This is a genomic window from Corynebacterium sp. HMSC11E11, from assembly GCF_001807025.1.
In the GTDB taxonomy this organism is placed as follows: Bacteria; Actinomycetota; Actinomycetes; order Mycobacteriales; family Mycobacteriaceae; genus Corynebacterium; species Corynebacterium freneyi.
In genome coordinates this window covers 25,151-45,586 of the sequence record NZ_KV787139.1, presented here as the reverse complement: position 1 = coordinate 45,586, position 20,436 = coordinate 25,151, and the positions used below count along the sequence as shown (strand labels likewise).

Below are 20,436 nucleotides of genomic sequence, written 5' to 3'. Positions count from 1 at the left end.
CACCCCAACCTCATCCCCTCAAACCGCGGGGTCACGCCGCCTGGAACCGCTCCCACTCCGCCGGCGGCGGGACGGTGACGTGGAGGACGTCGCCGTCGGGAAGCGGGACGGACAGCGAATGGGCGTGGAGCATCATCGACCGGATGCCCTTGTCGCGAACTAGCCGGTTGAAGCCGGGCGAACCGTATCGGGAATCGCCGCCGATGGGGTGCCCGGCGTCGGCGCAGTGCACGCGGATCTGGTGCTTGCGGCCGGTGATCAGCCGCGCTTCGACGACTGTGGCCCGCCGGCCGCGGCGCTCCACGATGCGGAACCGGGTTTCGGCTCGCTGCCCGCCGCGCCCGTCCGGCACCGCGATGGTCGCCTGCTTCGTGCGGCGCAGAGCCGTGGTGCTGACGGTCAGTTGATCGGGCCAGGCGCCCTCGACGACGGCGAGATACCGCCGGTCGATCTCGTGCTCCCGGTCGCGGAGCAGCTCCTGCAGGTACCGCAGCATCGGCGGGGTTTTGGCGACCATCACCAGGCCGGAGGTCTCGCGGTCCAGGCGGTGGGCCAGCTCCAGGTCGGGCAGGTCGGGCCGCGACTGCCGCAGGGCCTCGATGACCCCGGCCGGCACGTCCGTGCCCCGATGCACGGCAAGACCCGCGGGCTTGTCGACGACGATGAGTTCACCGTCTTCGTGGACGATCGCGCCTTCGACGGCGGCGACGAGTCCGGCCGGAACCCGCACGGGCGCCGGGGAATCCGCCACGACGATGTCCGGCAACGTCAATTCGTCGCCGCCCCGGACGCGGTGATTCTGTTTGACCTTCGCGCCGTTGACGCGGATTTTGCCCTCCCGCATCAGGCGGAACAGCAGGGTCGCCGGCACCCCCTTGAGCTGGGAGCGGATGTACTTGTCCAGGCGGCGGCCATCGTGGGCCTCGGGGATGGTGATCGTCCGTGCCTCGAACGTGCGCCCGGCCGGTTCATTGCGGCGGGCAAACCCGCCCGCCGAGGACCCACGCCCCCGGCCACCGCGCTTCGGCGATCCCCGCCCGTGCCGGCTACGCCGCTGCCCCGAATTACCGCCGATTGTGCTCACCACTCCACGAAAAGCCGTCGATGAGGGGCCGGAAAAACACCCCCGCCAGAAACCCCGACCATAACGGGACGTGCGCGAACCGGGCCAATTCGCCCGATGCCGGGAGATGAGCGTCGTCAAGCGGAAATGGTGATTGAATGGAAAACGCTATCTTCCGAAAACCTCAACCGAAAGGCACCCCGATGACCGAGCAGGACGCGAAGAAACTGCACGACGAAACCAAACTCATCCACTCCGGATACGTGCCGGGCAACAAGGACCCCCGCCAGGTGCCGATCGTCCAGTCGACCACCTACACCTTCGACTCCTCCGACGACATCGCCGCCGTCTTCGACGAACCCACCCACGCCCTGATCTACTCGCGCTTCGCCAACCCGACCGTCATGGCCGTCGAAGCCAAGATCGCCGACCTCGAAGGCGGCGTCGCCGCAATGGCCACCACCTCCGGCCAAGCCGCCACCGCCATGGCGATCATGAACCTGTGCTCCGCCGGCGACTCCTTCGTCGCATCCTCCGAGATCTACGGCGGCACCTCGAACCTGTTCTCCACCACCCTCAAGCGCTTCGGCATCGAGGTCATCTACGTCGACCAGGACGCCTCCGAAGAGGAAATCGCCGCGGCCTTCAAACCCAACACCAAGGCCCTGTTCGGCGAGATCATCGCCAACCCCGCCATGAGCGTCCTCGACGTGGAAAAGTTCGCCCGCATCGCCCACGGCCAGGGCGTGCCGCTCATCGTCGACTCCACCTTCGCCACCCCCGTGCTGTGCAAGCCGATCGAATGGGGCGCCGACGTCGTCGTGCACTCGACGTCGAAGTACCTCGACGGCCACGCCGTGCAGGTCGGCGGCATGATCGTCGACGCCGGCACCTTCGACTACGCCAACGGCAAATTCCCGGACTTCACCGAGCCCGACGAGTCGTACCACGGCGTCGTCTACACCAGGGACTACGCCGCCGCACCCTTCGTGATCAAGGCCCGCATGCAGCTGCAGCGCGACTTCGGCGCCTACCCGGCCGCACACTCGGCGTTCATGCTCAACGTGTCCCTCGAAAGCCTGGACGTGCGCATGCGCCGCCACTGCGAAAACGCCCGGAAGGTCGCCGAGCACCTGCTCACCCGCGACGACGTCCTCAACGAAGTCCGCTACCCGGGCCTGCCGTCGTCGCCGTACCACGACCTGGCCGAAAAGTACCTGGACGGAGCGTCCGGCGTGCTCACCATCGACGTCAAGGGCGGCCGCGAAGCCGGCGTGAAGTTCATGGACGCCCTCGAAGTCATCTCCCGCCAGGTCCACGTCGCCGACGCCCGCTCCTGCGTGCTGCACCCGGCGTCGACCACCCACCGCCAGGTGCCCGACGATCAGCTCGAATCCGTCGGCATCACCCCGGGCCTGGTGCGCATTTCCGTCGGCCTGGAAAACGCCGACGACCTCATCGCCGACATCGAGCAGGCGCTGGCGAAGGCCGCGGAGTAGGGCACGGCGCCATCCGTGCGTCGAGCTTCATGCTTGACGACGAGCGGCGCCGACGGGCGGTGACGGTTAGTTGAGTTCCGCCCGGCACTGCTCCTCGGACTTGCCCGACTCCAGGCAGTTCGCCCAGTCGATCTGCCCCTGCACCCACGGTGACGGGGTGTTCTCGGCGGGCGGCGTGTACGGCTCGCGCGGCTCGTACGTCGGCGGCGGGCCGTCGTGGAAATTGTCGGAGCAGTACTGCGTCCACCCGGACGTGCCGTCGGTGAACCAGGTGGTGCCCTGCTCGTAGAGGCCTTCCGAGGACTTCGCGCAGCGGGCGATGGTCTTGTTGATCGGCGTCGGGTCACCGGTCGGCGCGCCCGTGTAGCCCATGTGCCCGGCCCGGGTCGTGGTGGTGGACGTGGCGGCGGCGGAAGAAGAAGCCGGCTGCTCGTCGTCGGAGGAATCGCCGCGCGTCGGGTTCGGCTTGTCGGGGCTTTCGATGATGGTGGTTTCGGTGACGGTCTCCGCCGGCGCGCCGTCGCTGGAACAGGCCGGGAGGGCCAACAACGCCGCGGCGAGCAGACCGAGGGGGAGCTTCTTGTTCATGGGTGCCTTCCGACGTAGCTGAGGGGCGACCGTGCGTGCCGACGGCCGGTGCCGGTCATCGTTTGATTATGCACCCCCGAAAACGCCTCTGACCAGCCACCGCGCCGTCATCGTGTCAAACTATTGACATGAAAACGACATTGCGCCCACTCCGTTCGTCCATCGTCGCGTTGCTCGGCACCGCCGGCCTTTTCCTCGCCTCATGCGGGACCGGCGGCACCGGCGAGGCGGCTGCTCCGTCGCCTGAGGCGGGATCGTCGCAAAGCGAAAGGCAGTCGACGGTGACCGTGACGGAAACCGCCGGGGATGAACACGACCAGGCCATCGACGTCGACTTCGACTCGCTGCAGCAGGTCGATCCGGGCATGTTCCGCGAGCACAGCTTCCAGTCGCTGACGTACGTCGTCGACGGGACGACGGGGGAGTGCTTCGTCAACGCGCCGCTGGTCACATGCATCGGCACCGCCGCCGATGACGTGCCCGACGTGGACATGCCGCCGTTGTCCGGGCGACCCGGGGCGGTCGCGATCGGCGCGGCCGGCGTCGCCTACGTCATCGCCGAGGGGGTGCCGCCGGCGAAGACCGAGCTGGAAACCGGCCAGTGGGTGAACTTCGGCGTGGTCAAGTGCGCCAAGCCCGACGACTCGACGCTGGCGTGCGTCTCCGACGGGGCCGCGTTCCAGATCGAGGGCTCCGACCGCGACATCACCACCGAGGGGCCCATCCTCGACCCCGCCGAGCTCCAGGCCAGCGCCGAAGGCCAGCCGGGCACCGGGTACACGATCGGCACCGACGTCCTGGTGCAGGCCCCGACGCTGTGCGGCGCGATGGAGGGCCACCGCCTCGCCGACGTCGTCAAGGGCGAAATCACCTGCAAGGAAGCGATGGAGGTGCTCGACGAGTACGACGAGCGTATGCCGTCGGAAGGCACCGGCAACGCCATGATCGTCGACTTCGACGGGTGGAGCTGCAGCTCGCCGACCGTCGCCCGGGCCGAGGAGCTGCAGGCGAAGACCGTCTGCGGGCATGAGGGCCGGGGCATCGAGGTCCGGGCCCCGCTGTAGACCGCGCCCCAGGAGATCAGCCCTCGACCAGGTCGGCCTCGCCCTCGGCGCCGCGCGAGTACACGGCGGCGAGGGTGCGCTCGCGGGCGGCCTCGAGCCCGGAGATGTCGGCGTCCTCGCCGAACTCGGCGCGCGTGTTCTCGATGGCCCGCGAAATCGGGGTCACCGTCACCGGGTGGATGCCCGGGGGAGAGATGACCGTCGGGGTGAACGTGACCGTGCCGACCTCCCATGCCGGGCCCTCGGTCGCCGAGTTGGCGCCCTCCTTCGGCACGAAAGTGACGTCGACCATCAGGCCCTCGAACGCCGGGATGTTCGTCGACAGCTGCTGGGCGACCAGATTGCCCAGGCCGTAGATCACCCACTTGCCGTTGACCTTCTCGATCGGCTGCACCGCATGCGCGTGGTGGCCGTAGACGATGTCGACGTCATCGGACTGGGTGAGGAGCTCCGCCAGCTCCTGCTGCTGGGCGTTCGGCTCGGTGACGCCTTCGTCACCGGCGTGCATGGCCACCATGACGATGTCGGCGCCGGCCTCGCGGGCGTCCCTGGCGCGCTTGAGCAAGGTGTCCGGATCCAGGTCCGGGACCAGGTAATCGAACTCGGGGATCAGGCCGTTGAGGCCGTAGGTGCCGGCGACGACGGCGATCTTCACGCCCTCGGCGGTTTCGAACATGCGCGGGGCGTCGAACTCCTCCTGGCTGCGGGCGGACCCGGCGTGCACGATGCCCGCCTCATCCATCACGTTGAGGGTGTGCACGAGCCCCTCGGTGCCGGCGTCGATGGAGTGGTTCGACGCGGTGGTGCACATGTCCCAGCCGGTCTCCTTGACCTGCGCGGCGATCTGCGGCGGAGCCGCGAAGCTCGGGTAGCCGGAGAACGGCCCCTCGTACGGGGCGAACGGCACCTCTTCGTGACAGATGGCCAGGTCGGCGGCCTCGACCTCGGGGCGCACGCCCGCGAAGGTCTGGCTGTAATCGTACGAACCGTCGGGCATCATGCCGGACTCGTAGACGGCCGGGTGCCACAGCAGGTCGCCGGTGAGGTTCACGGTGACTTCGGCGGGCAGCGGCGCGCCGTCGGCGGTGGCGTCGACCTTGGTGTCGGCGTTGGGGTCGGTGTCGCCACCGGTGGAGCAGGCGCTCAGCGCGGCGAGCAGACCGACGGAACCTGCGGCGATGACGGTGCGGGCGCGGCGCCACGCGGAGCGACCGGACACCCGGGTCTTCTGGGAGATGGGGGAGATGAGGGCGGAACGCATTGTTCGATGATCTTATGAAACCTTAAGGGTGCGCAACTTCTGGCGGGATGCCCGGGTACCCCCGAAAGTCCAGCGTATCGGGGGTGCTACCCCGTTAGTGGCCGGTGCTGCGCCTTGCCGAGCCTCCACGGTGCCGCGCGTCGCTACGCCTCCAGCAGTTTGCCGGGGTTCATGATCCCGGCGGGGTCGAGTTCGCGTTTCGCCGCTCGCAATACCGCGATGCCGAGGTCTCCGATCTCGTCGCGCAGATAGGGCGCGTGGTCCACGCCGACCGAATGGTGGTGCGTGATGGTCCCGCCGTTGGCGACGATCGCGCGGCATGCGGCGTCTTTGGCGGCCCGCCACTGCGCGTCGGGGTCGTCGCCCCGGGCGGCGAGGACGGTGAAATACAGCGAGCAGCCGTCGCGGTAGACGTGGGAGACGTGGCACATGGTCAGCGTCATCGTGCCCGTTTCCCGCAGCGCGTCCGCCAGGGCGCGGGTGACGGCCTTCTTCAGGCGGGCGACGTTGGACCAGTCGGTGGCGGTTTCCAGCGTCTCGCACAGGGCGCCGTTGTCCAGCAGCGCATCGCGCAGCACGGGCGTGCCGAAGCGCCCCTGCTCCCACGAACGCACGGGCGCCTCTCCCACGGGGGTGCCTCCGGCGGCGATGAGCAGCGCCCTCGTTTCCGCGTGGCGCGAGGCGGCGTGGTCGGCGGTGCCCTCGAACATCGTCAAGCACAGGCAGCCTTCCGGCGCCTGCGACGCATCGCCGATCGCCTCGTCGGAAGTGAGGTTCAGGCTGGATTCGATTTCGTCGGAAAGCCTGATCACGGTGGGCCCGGCGCCGGCCTGCGTCACCGCGCGCACACCGGCGACGCCGGCGTCGAAGGAGGGGAAGGAAAACGCCTCGTAGCGCTTGACCTCGGGGATCGGGTGGACGCGCAGACGGACGCGGGTGATGACGCCGAAGATTCCCTCCGAGCCGAGGAACAGCTCGCGCAGGTCCGGTCCCGCGGCGGTGGCCGGCGATGCCGCCCCGACTTCGAGGATCCCGGAGGGCGTGACGACGGTGAACGACCGCACCATGTCGTCGAACCGCCCGTAGCCCGCCGACGACTGCCCCGACGACCTCGTCGCCGCGTAACCGCCGATGGTGGCGTAGGGGAAGGACTGCGGGTAGTGGCCGAGCTGCAGGCCGTGGTCGGCCAGGAGAAACTCGGCGGCCGGACCGGTCAATCCCGCACCGAGGGTGGCCAGGCCGGATTCGGCGTCGACGTCGGTGACGTCGTCGAAAAGCACGAGGTCCAGGCTGATCACCGCCCGCATCGTCCCGCGCACGGGGTCGACGCCGCCGACCACGCTGGTGCCACCGCCGAAGGGCACCACCGCGACCTTTTCGCGGCTGCACCAGCGCAGGATGTCCAGCACCTCGTCGTCGGTGGCGGGGGCGACGACGGCATCGGGCACGTCATGGGTTCCGCCGAGGCGCCAGCCGATGAGGTCGGGGTAGGACTTGCCGCGGGCGCGCCGCAGCTTCTGGGTGAAGTCCGTGGTTACCCGGTCTGCGCCGACGATGTCCGCCAGCGCGGCGATGTCATCGGGGGCCAGCCGTGATTCGGTGATGGCGACGTCGCCTTCGGGAATGCGGGGCAGGGGCTTGTCGACGCCGAAGGCCTTGGTGAGCAGCGTGCGCACGCCACGAGACAGCGGCTTGGCCTCGTCCGCGGTGCCCCAGAGGTTGAACTCCATCGGCGGGCGGGGGACTCCGATGCTTTCCCGGCTGCTCATGGCCGGAATGTTACGCACATGCCCCGTGCGCCGGAATGCGGCGGGCGAATCATACGAGACACCGTCGTGACAAACGTTGACAAAAGGTCAATGAAATGGCCATTCTGGGGAGGTGACGCGATGGGGCGCGGGCCCCGGCGCAACGAAGGGATCGTGGAGCCGATGGACGCCGTGCACGACGATGGCACCGCCCTCGACGCCGCGCGCCGCGCCGCTTGGCTGGGGGAGCTGAAGGCCGCGGATGGGCCCGTCGATCTCATCGTCGTCGGAGGCGGCATCACCGGCGTCGGCGTCGCACTCGACGCGGCGACCCGTGGCCTGGACGTCGTTCTCGTCGAAAAGCACGACCTTGGATTCGGCACGTCGCGCTGGTCCTCCAAACTCGCCCACGGGGGCCTGCGGTACCTGACCAAGATGGAGTTCGGCATCGCCCGTGACTCGGCGGTGGAGCGCGGCCGCCTGATGCGCCACATCGCACCGCACTTGATCCGCGCGCTGCCGCAGGTCACGCCGCTTGCCGACGACACCACCCTCTTGCAGAAGGCGGCCGTGCGGCTCGGCTACGCCGCGGGAGACCTGCTGAGGATGACCGCCCGCACGCCGTCGACGGTGCTGCCGCGCTCGCGCTACCGGGGCCGGGCGGCGACGCTGGAGATGGTGCCCACGGTGCTTCGCGACGGCCTGCGGGGAGCGTGGGTGAACTACGACGGGCAGATCATCGACGACGCCCGCATGGTCACCGCCATCGCCCGGACTGCGGCGGACAACGGCGCCCGCGTGATCACCCGGTGCCGCGCCGTCGACGCCACCGGGAGCGGGGCGATGCTCGTCGACGAATTGGCCGGCGACCGGTTCCGGCTGTCGGCTCGCGCGGTGGTCAACGCCACGGGCGTGTGGGCCGGGAGCCTCGACGACGACATCCGCATCCGGCCCTCGCGCGGCACGCACCTGGTCTTCGATGCGGAGACCTTCGGCAACCCCACCGGATCGCTGACCGTGCCGCTGCCCGGATCGATCAGCCGCTATCTGTTCCTCCTGCCCGCGCAGTTGGGACGCGTGTACCTGGGTCTGACCGATGAGGACACCCCGGGCGAGGTGCCGGACGTCCCGCCGACGCCGGAGTCCGACGTCGAATTCCTGCTGGACAACATCAACCGTGCCCTGGAGACCAAGGTGACGCGGGCCGACGTGCGCGGCGCGTTCACCGGACTGCGGCCGCTGCTGGTGCCCGACGGCGACGACGCCGGATCGACGGCTGACCTGTCGCGCCGGCATGCGACGGTGACGTCCGGCGACGGGCTGATCTCCATCGTCGGCGGCAAATTCACCGAATACCGGCTCATGGCCCAGGAGACCGTCGACGTCGTCGTCGCCGACCGGGGGATGCACGCAGGGGAATGTCGGACGATGGAGCTGCCGTTGGTCGGCGCGCCGGGCCATCGCGGCAGTTGGGGCGTGCGCGAGGCGGAGTTGGCCGCGCTGCCGGAATCGCTCGTCGCCCGATACGGTCACGAGGCCCCGAAGGTCGTCGCCGTCGCGACGGTGCCGGACCCGTCGGGGAAGGTCGCCGGTCTCGACGTCACCCGCGCGGAATTCGAATACGCCGTCACCCATGAGGGCGCGATGAACGTCGGCGACATCCTCGACCGCCGCACCCGCATCGGCCTGGTCGCCGCCGACCGCGTCGCCGCGGCGCCGTTCGCCCGTGAAGTCCTCGCGCTGCATGGCATCGCCGTGACGGGGGATGGGTGAGTGATGGCCGGACGGAAACGGGCCGACACCACGACGGGACGCGGTCGACGGGGAAAGATCGCGGCGGCGGTGAACGACCTGCGGAACCGGGCGATAAATTGGCTGCTCGTCGAAAAGCCCGCGGTGGCGGCGCGGATCATCCGCACGCTGATGTCCTCGCGGAAGCAGGAGGTCTCGCGGAAGCATGAGGTCCGGCCCACTCCGGCGGAACGAATGTCGCCCCTGACCCGCGACAACGGTCTGCGCGCCGCGAACATCGCCGCGGGCGTCCCGGGCGCGAAGTAACGCCTCAGTCGGGAAGGGGGGTAGGGGGAGGTCCGCCTGTCCGGACGCGCCGGGAACGCCGAAATCTCGAACCTGCGACAACGCCGAAGCCCGGACGCCGATGAGGCGCCCGGGCTTCTTTCCCGGAATTCGCGGTGTCCCGGAGTATGCGGTGTCCCGGAGTGCGCGGGTGTCCCGCCGTCGTCGTGCGTTACTTGCGGTGCACGGACGCCGGCACTTGCTGAGCGCCGGAGGCGTCGCGGGCGGATCCCGCGGCGTCACCCGCCGGAGTGGACTTCAGCTCGGAGATGATGCTCTCCACCGACGACTTGGCGTCGCCAAGCAGCATGTCCGTGTTGTCGTTGAAGAACAGCGGGTTTTGCACGCCCGCGTAACCGGAGCCCATGGAACGCTTGAACACGATGACCTTCTCGGCCTCCCAGACCTGCAACACCGGCATGCCGGCGATGGGGGAACCGGGTTCCTTGGCGATCGGGTTGACCGTGTCGTTGGCGCCGATGACCAGCACGACGTCGACGTCGCCGAAGTCGTCGTTGACCTCGTCCATCTCCAGGACCAGGTCGTAGGGGACCTTCGCCTCGGCGAGGAGCACGTTCATGTGGCCCGGCAGGCGGCCGGCGACCGGGTGGATGCCGAAGGTGACTTCCTTGCCCGCTTCGCGCAGGGTGCGGGTCAGCTCCGCCACCGGGTACTGCGCCTGGGAGACGGCCATGCCGTAGCCCGGGGTGATCATGACCGTGTTGGCCATCTTCAGCAGCTCCGCGGCCTCGGACACGGACACCTCGGTGTGGGTGCCGGCCTCGCCGCCGCCGGCGACTGCACTGGCGTCGGTGCCGAAGCCGCCCAGCAGGACGTTGAGGAAGGAGCGGTTCATCGCCTGGCACATGATGTAGCTCAGGTACGCGCCCGACGAGCCGACCAGGGCGCCGGTGATGATCAGCAGCGGGTTGGACAGCATCAGGCCGGTGAACGCCGCGGCCCAGCCGGAGTAGGAGTTCATGATCGACACGACGACGGGCATGTCGCCGCCGCCGATGGCGATGACCAGGTGCCAGCCCAGGAACAGGGCCAGGGCGGTCATGACGCCCAGCGCGATCCAGGCGGGGGAGCCCTCGCCGACGATGATGAACGTGACCATCAGTGCCACGGAGATCAGCAGGATCAGGACGTTGAGCACGTTGCGCGCCGGCAGCAGCACCGGAGCGCCCTTGATCTTTTCGGCCAGCTTCAAGCCGGCGACGATGGAACCGGAGAAGGTCACCGCGCCGATGAAGACGCCCAGGTAGACCTCGCCCAAGTGGAACGCCATGGCGTTGCCGGTGAGCTCGTCTTCGGTGATGAAGGAGTTGTAGCCGATGAACACGGCGGCCAGGCCGACGAAGCCGTTGAAGTAGGCGATCAGCTGCGGCAGGCCGGTCATCTCGACGGAACGGGCGCGCCAGGTGCCGAACATGCCGCCCAGCGCCATGGCCAGGCCGATGAGGATGACGATGGTCAGCGGACGCTGGTAGTCGCCCTCGGTGTCGCGGATGGAGGTCGCGACGGCCTGCACGATGGCGAGGATCACGGCGACGGCCATGCCGGTCATTCCCAGCGTGTTGCCGCGGCGGGCGGTCTCCGGCTTGGACAGCGCGGCCAGGGACAGGATGAACAGCAGCGCCGCGGCGATGTAGCCGAGGGTGGACAGACGGTTGGTCCAGTCCAGCAGCGCGTCGGTGCCGCCGGTTGCGGCCGCGTCGGCGGCCACGGTGGTGATGTCGGTGATGGTGGCCATGGTTTTACGCCTCCTCCTTGCGGAACATGCCGAGCATGCGGTCGGTGATGGTGAAGCCGCCGAAGATGTTGATCGACGACAGCATGATGGCCAGGAAGGCCAGGGAACTGACGATGACGTTGCTCGAACCGACCACCAGGATCGCGCCGACGAGCACGATGCCGGAGATGGCGTTGGTCTCGGACATCAGCGGCGTGTGCAGGCGCGGGGTGACCGAGGAGATGACGTAGAAGCCGAGGACGATCGCCAGGGTGAGCACCATGTAGTTGGCGCTGACGCTGGCGGGGCTGGCCAGGATGACCAGGACGCCGAGGGCGACGACCAAGGCGAGGCCGATCTTCGCCCCGGCGCCGCCCATGAAGGCGACCTTCTCGGGGGCTTCGGCGGTGGCCTCGGCGGCGAGCTTCTCCTGCGCGGCGGCTGCCGGGGTGGCGGAGACCTGAACCGGCGGCGGGGGCCACAGGATCGAGGTGTCGGTGGCGGCGCCGGTGGTCCCGGCTTCCACGTTGCCGGTGTCGCCGCCCTTGCTGGCGCAGGTGCCGTTGAGGGTGACGGTGATGCCGCGGACGATCTCGTCGTCGAGGTCGAGGACCGGGGCGCCGTCCTTTTCCGGGGTGATCAGCTTGAACAGGTTGACGATGTTCTGGCCGTAGAGCTGCGACGCCTGGCCGGGCAGGCGGCCGGCGAGGTCGGTGTGGCCGATGATGGTGACGCCGTTGTCGGTGACGGTGACTTCGCCGGGCACGGTGAGCTCGCAGTTGCCGCCGTTGGCCGCGGCCATGTCGACGATGACGCTGCCCGGGCGCATGGCGCGGACGTCGTCGGCGGTGAGCAGCAGCGGTGACTTGCGGCCGGGGATGTTCGCCGTGGTGATGACGATGTCGGCGGCGGCCGACTGCTCGGCGTAGAGCTTCGCGGCGGCGGTGGCCTGGTCGTCGGTCATCTCCTTGGCGTAGCCGTCGGAGGACTTCTCGGAGGCGACGGGAATCGGGATGAACTCCGCGCCCATGGATTCGACCTGCTCGCCGGCTTCGGGACGCAGGTCGGTGGCCTTGACGATGGCGCCCATGGAGTTGGCGGTGCCGATCGCGGCGAGGCCGCCAACGCCGGCGCCGATGACGTAGACGGTGGCCGGCGGGACCTTGCCCGCGGCGGTGACCTGGCCGGTGAACAGGCGGCCGAAGGCGTTGGCTGCCTCGACGACGGCGCGGTAGCCGGCGATGTTGGCCATCGACGACAGCACGTCCATGGACTGGGCGCGCGACAGGCGCGGCACGGCGTCCATGGCCAGGGCGGTGACGTGCGAGGCGGCGAGCTCTTCGACGAGGTCGGGGTTGCGGCCCGGGGCGAGGCGCGAGATGAGCATCGCGCCGGGCTTCATCAGCGCGCGGTATTCGGCGGGCGGGGTGTCGAGGGTGGTGATGATGTCCGCTCGCCACACGTCCTCGCCGACGAGTCGGGCGCCGGCGGCCTCGTAGAGATCGTCGGGGTAGGCGGCGTCGTCGCCGGCCCCGGCCTGGACGTCGACGTCGTAGCCGAGCTTGATCAGCTTGGCGACCGTGTCCGGCGTCGCCGCGACGAGCGGCTGCCGGGCATCCGGTTCAATGGGGATTCCGATTCGCATTGTGGACTCCTGGATGGCTTGCGGGACATGAATTCGGGCGGTCGGCGGGACACGATGTGGGAAGCGGGGGTGACGCATGCTTCGTTTTGGGTGTAATATCGTGTGTGGCCGGTGGGCATCATGGCGTCCGAGGGCCGTTCCCGCCGCCGTCTGCGGTGTGTGCGTGGGGCGTCGGGGCCGTGCCGGTGCGGGTGGTCCGGGCGCCGATGGCAGATGCTCCGCCTTCTTCGGTCTGTTTATTAAAAGATGAAGACCGTATGTTCCGTGCGGGTTTCGCCGAAAATGGTTCTGGAATCATTCGATTGCTTGGCGACGTCGCCGTGCCCGCGTGCCGCCGTGAGGGGTGGATAACGGCGGTGGGGTGGGGCGATGGGCCGTCCGGCGCGCAGGGGGGCTGCCGTTCCCGCTTCGTCTCCGGGAGCGGGTGTAGTAGCCGGGGGTGGTGTTCCGGTTGCGCTTCGGCGCGCCATCTACTCCGAGGGGTCAGGTCTCGGCGTCGGCGGATCGAAGTAGTTCGCAGGCTTCATGAAGCTGGTAGCGCTCCTCGAGTGTCGCGAGAAGCGCGTGGAAGGACATCGGGGGATTCCGTCGTCGGTTCAACATTTCGATGAGGGCTGCGCGTGCCACGGAGCAGTCGATTCCGACGGAGTCCGCGATGAACGCGGCCGGTGTGATGACGTCGATATTGGGCGGAAGGAGATCCCCCGGGAAATCCTTGATGTTGTCGGTGACGATCGCGCCGGCGCGTTCCTCAGTCGAGGGACCGATTCTCCCGTGCCCGAGCGAGCTTCCGGCGAACGGTGCGGAAATCCTCGGCGGACGGCGCTGGGCCATCGTCGGTGGTGTCGGCGATGAACCTTCGCTGCTTCTCCTGGAGTTCGCGGTGGTACTCCAGGACGTCGCCGAGGAGAAGTCGACGATGGCGGTTGATCTTTTCTGCCGGCAGCTTTCCGGCATCGATGAGCCGGACCACGGTGGGGCGCGACACTCCGAGCAGGTCAGCGGCCTCTTGAGTGGTGATGGTGGTGTTGTTGGGGTGAATGATCACCGCTTGCCCGCTCATGAGGGCACGTGCCGCTTGCGCGAGGATTTCGTACAGGTCCCGCGGTAGTGCGACGTGCTCGTTCTTTCCCGGCCCGGAGAGGAAGCACTGGGCATCGGGTTCTCGTGAGTGCTTGCGCTGGAACGCGTCGACGAAGTCGACAACCGGTGCGATGGCTTCATCGTTGGTCGGGAAAAAGGTGTTATTTGCAATGGTCATGGCGAATCCTCTTCCCGGCGTTCGTTTCGTTCGAATTTGGCCCCAGCTTGGCGCAGTCGGGTAGGGGATGAAACACCTTGCAGCTACGTCCCGCAGTACGTCGTGTAGTCGCCGAACTCTGCGGGCGCGGGGCGTTCGTAGCGTTCGTCGTCGGGATTGTCGCTGGTGACGTAGGGGGCGGTGATGCGCGCGAGCAGCGCGTGAAAGGGGCCCATGTCGCGGGGTTGGGTGGCGTCGGCGGCCCCTGCGGCGGCCAGCGCTTCTTCGACCAGGTGGTTGCGGGGGATGTAGATCGGGTTCGACCGTCGCATCGACTCGGCGTCGGGCGAGAGTTCGCGCCATGCGGCGAGCCATTCCCGTGCGCGGTCGTAGTCGGAGAAGTGGGCGAGCAGCGCGTCCTCGACGGTGTCGGGGGAGTCGCCGTCCCGCCCGTCGGCTGCGGCGACGAGCGTCAGCGCGCGGTGGACGAGCGTGTGGTCGGGTGCGTCGTCGCCAAGCATTGCCAGCCATTCCTCGACGACGGCGTCGACGGCCACGGCGTCGGCCCGGTCGGCTCCATCGGCCAGCCCCAATTTCGCCCGCCATACATCGCGGATGCGGCCGTCCATCAGCCCCCTGAACCCGGCCAGGTGTTCGCGGGCGAGGGCCAGTGCGCGGTCGGGGTCGGCGTCGTAAAGCGGGGCGAGGGTTTCGGTGAACCGCGCCAAATCCCATTCGAGCACGCGGGGTTGAGCCCCGAAGGCGTAGATGCCCTGACCGTCGATGGAGCTGAACACCGCGCGCGGATCGTGGGCGTCGAGGAAGGCGCAGGGCCCGTAGTCGATGGTCTCGCCGGAGATGGTGACGTTGTCGGTGTTCATCACCCCGTGCACGAAGCCAGCGCCCAGCCATGCCGCGACGAGGTCGGCCTGGGCGTCGGCGACGGCATCGAACAAGGCGAGCGGACGGTCGGCCTCCGGCAGATCGAGCAGGTGGGGGTAGTGGCGGACGGCGGCATGGTCGACGAGACGCTTGACGACGTCGTCGCCGCCGTGGGCTCGCGCGAACTGGAAAGAGCCGACCCGCAGGTGGCTCGACGCGACGCGCACCAGCACTGCGCCCGGAAGTACCCGTTCCCGCTGGACGCGGCCACCCGTTGCGATGACCGCCAGCGCCCGGGTCGTGGGAATGCCCAGTGCGTGCATCGCCTCGGCGACCAGGTATTCGCGCAGCATCGGGCCCAGTGCGGCCAGTCCGTCGCCGCGCCGGGCGAAGGGCGTCGGGCCGGAGCCCTTCAGGTGAATGTCGCGGAGATTGCCGTTGCGGTCGGTGATCTCGCCAAGCAGCAGCGCGCGGCCGTCGCCGAGGATGGGGACGAAATGACCGAATTGGTGGCCCGAGTACGCCTGCGCGACCGGGCGGTACGGCGCGGAAGGGGAGTAGGGGGCCGAGGTGGGGGAGTTGCCGGCCGTCGAGTTGGGCGTGGTGCCGTCGGCGGTTGCGTCGCCGTCGGCGACGCCGGTGCGGCCCAGCAGAAATTCGACGCCTGCGGGGGTGCGCAGCCATTCCGCGTCGAGGCCCAGTTCGCGGGCCAGGTCATCGTTGAGCACGACGATCTCCGGTGCGGGGGACTCCTGTGCAGCCCAGGCGATGGCCATCTCCGGCATCGTGTCGGCGAAGTCGGTTGTCAGGCGGACGGGCGGGGTGGCGGCGGTGGTCGGCTCGTTCGTCTGAGGCATGGGTCGAGTCTACGGGCGACGAGGGGTGATGTGCGGTGCGCGGCGGGCACGTCGACGGGCTTCTCGAACGACCGTTTGAGCAAGGGTAGGAGCGGTCCGGCGCGTCGCATAGGCTCCGGGCGCAACCGCGGAATCGGCCGTGGTGTCGGTGCTGAGCCGGAGAACGAAAGCGAGGGGCCGTCCATGGACCTTCATATGATGCAGCAGGTCAAGCGGCTGTTCGCATGGGCGGATGCCGATGACGACACCCGGAACATGGAGCTGCACCTGCAGGTCGCGTTCGGGGTGGTCGCCGAGCAGGGCGGGGTCGTTGACGCAGGATTCCCCGACGGTCGGTTACTTCGTCGGCTGCGGGCCGCATGTCGACCGGGCGCGCCTTTCGGAAGCGGAGACGCTGGTGGCGGCGCGTGTCGGGCTTGTCGACGATTTCGCCGAGGACGGTGAGATCGCCCGGTCGTATGTCGAAGAAATGTGGGGCGACACCGCCAATGTGCTCGCGACCATGGAGGGAGTTCCCGACCTGCCGATGGTCGATGGGGTGTCGGAGACGAGGTTCGATGAATTCCTGGCCGAGCTCAAGGGCGCCGAAGAGCGGCTGCGGGACTATGTTGCATTGGCCGTCGACGAGGGGGAATCGGACGAGGTGGGCAGCCGGGAGTACGTGGATTTCCGCAACCGCGAAAACGGGGCCGGGGCTACGTGAGCATCGCCAGCAAGAACACGGAGTCCTCGTCCGCGTCGACCCGGTGCGGGACCATGGCCGGCAGGTGGGCGACGAATCCCGGTGTCAGGACTTCGGAGCGGTCGCCGACGGTGAAGCGCACCTGGCCCTCGAGGCATTGCACCATGATCGGGTGTGCGGCACGATGATCGGGCAAGGTCTGGCCGGAACGGAAACGCATGGCGATGATGTTTACCCCTTCGGCCGTCTGTAGCCGTTTCACCGACGGGCCGTCGCCGTCCTTGGCGGGCGGGGCGGCGGCGACGACGTCATGAAAGCTCAGAGCCTCCGGATCGGCGGTCAATTCAGCTTGCTGGTCGTCGTCGAGGAACTCGATCTTGGGCCGGTGCCGGGCGCCGGACGATGCTTCGCTCCCGGGTGCGGGAGCGTTGGAATCGGCGGCCGTCGCATCGGCGGCGTCGGCGGTGTCGCGCAAGCGGGCCACGATGCCGATCGAGGCGAGGACATCGTCGTTCTCGACGAAAACGCTGCGCATGCCGAGAACACGCTTACGCGCTGCAGGATGCTTGATCAGGTTGCCTGCGATGCGGGCAACTCCGAAGATCCCTTCGTCTTTGAGCATCTGGGAGGGTTTGAGCAGTCCCATCTCCGCAGTGCGGATGCGCTCGACCTCGAATCCGTGTTCTTCGAGGAGGTTTCGCCACTCCGCGACGGTGAGTGGTCGGGCGTTGACCCGGATGGCCTTGGACATCGCGATGCGGATCTCATCCTTCGTCGCCGCGTCCAGATCGTCGGGGGTCAACGCCAGTTCGTGGATCGCGTAGCGACCGCCGGGAACGAGAATCCGACGAACCTCGTCGAGAATCGCCGCCTTGCCCTTGTCGCCCTGCATGGTGAGCATCGCCTCGCCCACGACGGCGTCCGCCGAGTTATCCTCGAGCCCCGTTTCCTGGGCTTTGCCTTCGATGACCCGGCCCCTGTCGCCAACGACCTTGCCGGTCGTCTTTGCGGCGTCGGGGTCTTCGTCGATGCCGACGTAATCCCCCGGTGCGCGATTCAGGATTTCCGTCGCCGTAATCCCCAGTCCCGGTGCGAGTTCCACGACGCGGGCGTCGGTGAGGCGAGCCCGGTCGAGAATCCACTCCGTCATCTTTCGGCCGCCGGGCCGAAGGACCTTTTTGCCAAGTCGGGCCAGCAACCAGTGGCCCTGGAGCTGGTCGAAATCTCTGTCGCGTGCAGTCATGGTGGGTCTCCCTCGTCGTGTGGCCGGGCCTGCGGTGTCGGCGGCAGCATCGACCCGTTATGTCGAATGGAAAATACCGCTTTAAGTAATTAGCCTAGGCTAGCCTGGCTGGATTGTCGAGGGGGTTGCCCGCACACGCCGAACCGGGCCGTCGCAAAGCAACTTTGCGACGACCCGGCCGGTCCGAAAAAGGACGCGCTACCTGCCCTGCGGCGTGTGGTCGACGCTTTCATCCGGTGTCATTTTGTGGCGCCGGTGGTGCGGATGCTCAGCGGTGCAAGGCCCGGCGTGCCCGACACGACCGGAACGAGCGTGCCCTCGGCGAGGGCATCGTTGAGGTCGACCTCGTCGTGGGAGGGGGCGGCGCCGAGGTCGTCCGGCGGCAACCATGCTTGAATGGTCCGCAACTTTTTGCCGTCGAGGTAACCGGAGGCGTTGAGTTCGGAGTGGCGGATCCCGAGGCCGGCGCTGGTCCGCTGTGCCATGCCGGGGGAGAGGGGCGACTCGGTGCCGGCGGCGCGGATTATGCGGATCTCCGCCGGCACGCTGAACTCCTTGTCATTCGGATTCATTCGAAGAGCTCGCCGGACAACGACTGCCCAGCGTCGCCCCGTGTGGTCATGGCCGGCCATTACGGCGCAGGAGGTGCCGTGAACCGGGTGTTGACCTCGTCGACGATGTCGGCGAACTCCTCGGCGTAGGCCAGGTGCTTGCGCAGCTTGCGCAGGCGTTCGGCGGTTTCGACGCGAACGGAATCGACGACGGCGGCGGCCTCGGCATCGGCGGGATCGTCGTGAAGCGCATCCACCGCACGGGCGAACTCGCGCATCCGCTCCAACGGGAAACCGAGCGGCTTCATGCGGCGGATCGTCAACAAACGCTCCACGTCGGCCTCCGTGTACAGGCGGAAGCCGCCCGGCGAATAAGCCGACGGGCTGGCCAGGCCCATCTCGTCGTAGTGGCGGAGACTGCGGATGGACAGGGAGGTGCGCTCGGCGACCTCGCCGATCTTCATCAGCGGTGTGCCGTCGCCGACATCGCGCATCGTTCCTCCTTCATCCGACTTCATCCGACGTCGCCCACGATGCTACCCAGCGGCCCGGGTTGCCCGACCGCACTGAATGGCCCTCCGATTGGTCGCCGGCGAACTCTACCGTTACGGTAGGTTCGATTCTCACGTTGGGGGAGGGTTTGCCGCGGCGGACCGACCCCATTTCCCGTCCCGAAAGGCCATCAATGACGAACAGCGCCGACGACCCCGCACGCCGCGACGTCGCCAAGCAGGAAACCCCGAACGACGCCACACCCCGCGCCGACCATGCGGACCGCACGGACCGCCGGCCCGAGCCGGACGCGCCCGTGGGGGTCGTGGACTCGTTCAAGTTCGCGTTCCGGTCGCCGACCCGGCTGCGCAAGGAGGTCCTCGCGGGCCTCGTCGTGGCGTTGGCGCTGATCCCGGAGGCGATCTCATTCTCCATCCTCGCGGGCGTTGACCCGCGCATGGGCCTGTTCGCGTCGTTCACCATGGCCGTGACCATCGCGTTCACCGGCGGCCGCCCGGCGATGATCTCCGCCGCCACCGGCGCCGTGGCACTGGTCATCGCGCCCGTCGTCGCCGAACACGGCGTCGAGTACTTCCTGGCCACCGTCATTCTCGCCGGCATCATCCAGATCGTGCTCAGCCTGCTGGGCGTGGCCAAGCTTATGCGGTTTATTCCGCGGCAGGTGATGGTCGGTTTCGTCAACGCGCTGGCCATCCTCATTTTCATGGCGCAGATCCCGCATCTGGTTGGAGTGCCGTGGCTGGTGTACCCGCTCGTCGCCGTCGGAATCGCCATCATGGTGTTCTTCCCGCGCGTCACCACCGTTGTGCCGGCGCCGTTGATCGCCATCCTGGCGATCTCCATCGTCGTCGTCGCCGCCGGCTGGAACGTCCCCGACGTCGCCGATCAAGGCGAGCTGCCGGAATCGTGGCCCGAGCTGCTCATCCCGAACGTTCCGCTGACCCTGGACACCCTGACGATCATCACTCCGTACGCCTTCGCAATGGCCCTGGTCGGGCTGATGGAATCGCTGATGACCGCCAAACTCGTCGACGACATCACCGAGGTTCACTCCGACAAGACCCGCGAGGGTTGGGGCCAGGGCGTCGCCAACGCCATCACCGGATTCTTCGGCGGCATGGGCGGCTGCGCCATGATCGGCCAGACGATGATCGGCGTCCGCGAGGCCGGCGCCCGCACCCGCCTGTCGACCCTGCTCGCCGGCGTGTTCCTGCTCATCCTTGTCGTGTCGCTGGGCGACATCGTCGGCCTGATCCCCATGGCCGCCCTGGTCGCGGTGATGGTGATGGTCTCCGTCGGCACGATGGACTGGCATTCGATCCACCCCCGCACGCTGCGGATCATGCCGCTGAGCGAGACGATCGTCATGGTGGTCACCGTCGCGTCGACCGTCGTCACGCACAACCTGGCCATCGGCGTCATCCTCGGCGTCGTCGCCGCGATGATCATGTTCGCCCGCCGCGTGGCGCACATGGTCAGCGTGGAGAAGGTCCACGAAGCCGATGTCAACGGTGACGGCAACATCGACGTCCGCCGCTACAAGGTCCGCGGTGAATTGTTCTTCGCGTCCAGCAACGACCTGGTGTACCAGTTCGACTACTCCGACGACCCCGACCACGTCATCCTCGACCTCACCGACGCCGATGTGTGGGATTCCTCGACCGTCGCCACTCTCGACGCGATCCGCACCAAGTACGAGGCCAAGGGCAAGGAGCTCACCGTCGTCGGCCTCGACGGGCCGAGCCTCGACCGGCTCGAGCGGCTGTCCGGGAAGCTGGGGGACTAGCGG

17 protein-coding genes are annotated in these 20,436 nt (G+C 68.3%); 6 read left to right on the top strand and 11 right to left on the bottom strand.

Annotated features, from left to right (window positions below):
* Positions 1-31 precede the first annotated feature (31 nt).
* Positions 32-1,084 carry an RluA family pseudouridine synthase gene (locus HMPREF3121_RS06330; RefSeq protein ID WP_246580176.1) on the bottom strand — a complete coding sequence of 351 codons (1,053 nt, stop codon included), beginning with the start codon at positions 1,082-1,084 and terminating at the stop codon, positions 32-34.
* A gap of 182 nt (positions 1,085-1,266) precedes the next feature.
* Here HMPREF3121_RS06330 and HMPREF3121_RS06325 point away from each other — a divergent pair, with 182 nt between their 5' ends.
* Positions 1,267-2,562: an O-acetylhomoserine aminocarboxypropyltransferase/cysteine synthase family protein gene (locus HMPREF3121_RS06325; protein ID WP_210387253.1), complete on the top strand. Its 1,296-nt coding sequence runs from the start codon at positions 1,267-1,269 to the stop codon at positions 2,560-2,562.
* 66 nt (positions 2,563-2,628) lie between these two features.
* Here the strand turns inward: HMPREF3121_RS06325 and HMPREF3121_RS06320 are convergent, their stop codons facing one another.
* On the bottom strand, positions 2,629-3,150 hold the full coding sequence (locus HMPREF3121_RS06320; RefSeq protein WP_070521120.1) for a hypothetical protein: 522 nt from the start codon (positions 3,148-3,150) through the stop codon (positions 2,629-2,631).
* A 281-nt stretch (positions 3,151-3,431) separates the two neighbouring features.
* Between HMPREF3121_RS06320 and HMPREF3121_RS06315 the strand changes: the two genes are divergently transcribed.
* On the top strand, positions 3,432-4,214 hold the full coding sequence (locus HMPREF3121_RS06315) for a hypothetical protein (protein WP_141743007.1): 783 nt from the start codon (positions 3,432-3,434) through the stop codon (positions 4,212-4,214).
* 16 nt (positions 4,215-4,230) lie between these two features.
* Here HMPREF3121_RS06315 and HMPREF3121_RS06310 read toward each other — a convergent pair whose 3' ends face one another.
* Entirely contained in the window at positions 4,231-5,475 is a 1,245-nt protein-coding gene (locus HMPREF3121_RS06310; protein ID WP_083291358.1) for a CapA family protein, read from the bottom strand.
* Positions 5,476-5,618: 143 nt separating this feature from the next.
* Positions 5,619-7,244, bottom strand: a complete 1,626-nt coding sequence (locus HMPREF3121_RS06305; protein ID WP_244979553.1) for an FAD-binding oxidoreductase — start codon at positions 7,242-7,244, stop codon at positions 5,619-5,621.
* 162 nt (positions 7,245-7,406) lie between these two features.
* On the opposite strand from HMPREF3121_RS06305, the gene HMPREF3121_RS06300 reads away from it, so the two are divergent.
* Positions 7,407-8,996, top strand: a complete 1,590-nt coding sequence (locus HMPREF3121_RS06300; protein ID WP_070521232.1) for a glycerol-3-phosphate dehydrogenase/oxidase — start codon at positions 7,407-7,409, stop codon at positions 8,994-8,996.
* 69 nt (positions 8,997-9,065) lie between these two features.
* A complete protein-coding gene (locus HMPREF3121_RS06295; protein WP_141743006.1) occupies positions 9,066-9,281 on the top strand; it encodes a hypothetical protein in 216 nt (71 codons plus the stop codon).
* A 190-nt stretch (positions 9,282-9,471) separates the two neighbouring features.
* On the opposite strand, the gene HMPREF3121_RS06290 is transcribed toward HMPREF3121_RS06295, so the two are convergent.
* The 4 genes from HMPREF3121_RS06290 to HMPREF3121_RS06275 all read right to left on the bottom strand — a co-directional run bounded on the left by HMPREF3121_RS06290 (position 9,472) and on the right by HMPREF3121_RS06275 (position 15,658).
* On the bottom strand, positions 9,472-11,055 hold the full coding sequence (locus tag HMPREF3121_RS06290; RefSeq protein WP_083291356.1) for an NAD(P)(+) transhydrogenase (Re/Si-specific) subunit beta: 1,584 nt from the start codon (positions 11,053-11,055) through the stop codon (positions 9,472-9,474).
* Between the two features lie 4 nt (positions 11,056-11,059).
* Positions 11,060-12,679, bottom strand: coding sequence for a Re/Si-specific NAD(P)(+) transhydrogenase subunit alpha (locus tag HMPREF3121_RS06285; protein ID WP_070521109.1), 1,620 nt, complete (start codon positions 12,677-12,679; stop codon positions 11,060-11,062).
* A gap of 751 nt (positions 12,680-13,430) precedes the next feature.
* Complete coding sequence (locus HMPREF3121_RS06280; protein ID WP_070521107.1) at positions 13,431-13,940, bottom strand: helix-turn-helix domain-containing protein; 510 nt, start codon at positions 13,938-13,940, stop codon at positions 13,431-13,433.
* 83 nt (positions 13,941-14,023) lie between these two features.
* Positions 14,024-15,658 carry a protein adenylyltransferase SelO gene (locus HMPREF3121_RS06275; protein ID WP_083291354.1) on the bottom strand — a complete coding sequence of 545 codons (1,635 nt, stop codon included), beginning with the start codon at positions 15,656-15,658 and terminating at the stop codon, positions 14,024-14,026.
* 310 nt (positions 15,659-15,968) lie between these two features.
* Here HMPREF3121_RS06275 and HMPREF3121_RS06270 point away from each other — a divergent pair, with 310 nt between their 5' ends.
* Positions 15,969-16,361 carry a hypothetical protein gene (locus HMPREF3121_RS06270; RefSeq protein ID WP_070521104.1) on the top strand — a complete coding sequence of 131 codons (393 nt, stop codon included), beginning with the start codon at positions 15,969-15,971 and terminating at the stop codon, positions 16,359-16,361.
* Here the strand turns inward: HMPREF3121_RS06270 and HMPREF3121_RS12710 are convergent.
* The 3 genes from HMPREF3121_RS12710 to HMPREF3121_RS06255 all read right to left on the bottom strand — a co-directional run bounded on the left by HMPREF3121_RS12710 (position 16,354) and on the right by HMPREF3121_RS06255 (position 18,628).
* Entirely contained in the window at positions 16,354-17,583 is a 1,230-nt protein-coding gene (locus HMPREF3121_RS12710; RefSeq protein WP_083291352.1) for a methyltransferase domain-containing protein, read from the bottom strand. The two genes, HMPREF3121_RS06270 and HMPREF3121_RS12710, sit on opposite strands and share 8 nt — an antisense overlap.
* Before the next feature lie 239 nt (positions 17,584-17,822).
* Positions 17,823-18,155: a cupin domain-containing protein gene (locus HMPREF3121_RS06260; RefSeq protein ID WP_070521100.1), complete on the bottom strand. Its 333-nt coding sequence runs from the start codon at positions 18,153-18,155 to the stop codon at positions 17,823-17,825.
* A 59-nt stretch (positions 18,156-18,214) separates the two neighbouring features.
* Positions 18,215-18,628 carry a MerR family transcriptional regulator gene (locus HMPREF3121_RS06255; RefSeq protein WP_239252271.1) on the bottom strand — a complete coding sequence of 138 codons (414 nt, stop codon included), beginning with the start codon at positions 18,626-18,628 and terminating at the stop codon, positions 18,215-18,217.
* 191 nt (positions 18,629-18,819) lie between these two features.
* Here HMPREF3121_RS06255 and HMPREF3121_RS06250 point away from each other — a divergent pair, with 191 nt between their 5' ends.
* Complete coding sequence (locus HMPREF3121_RS06250; RefSeq protein WP_083291350.1) at positions 18,820-20,433, top strand: SulP family inorganic anion transporter; 1,614 nt, start codon at positions 18,820-18,822, stop codon at positions 20,431-20,433.
* Positions 20,434-20,436 lie beyond the last annotated feature (3 nt).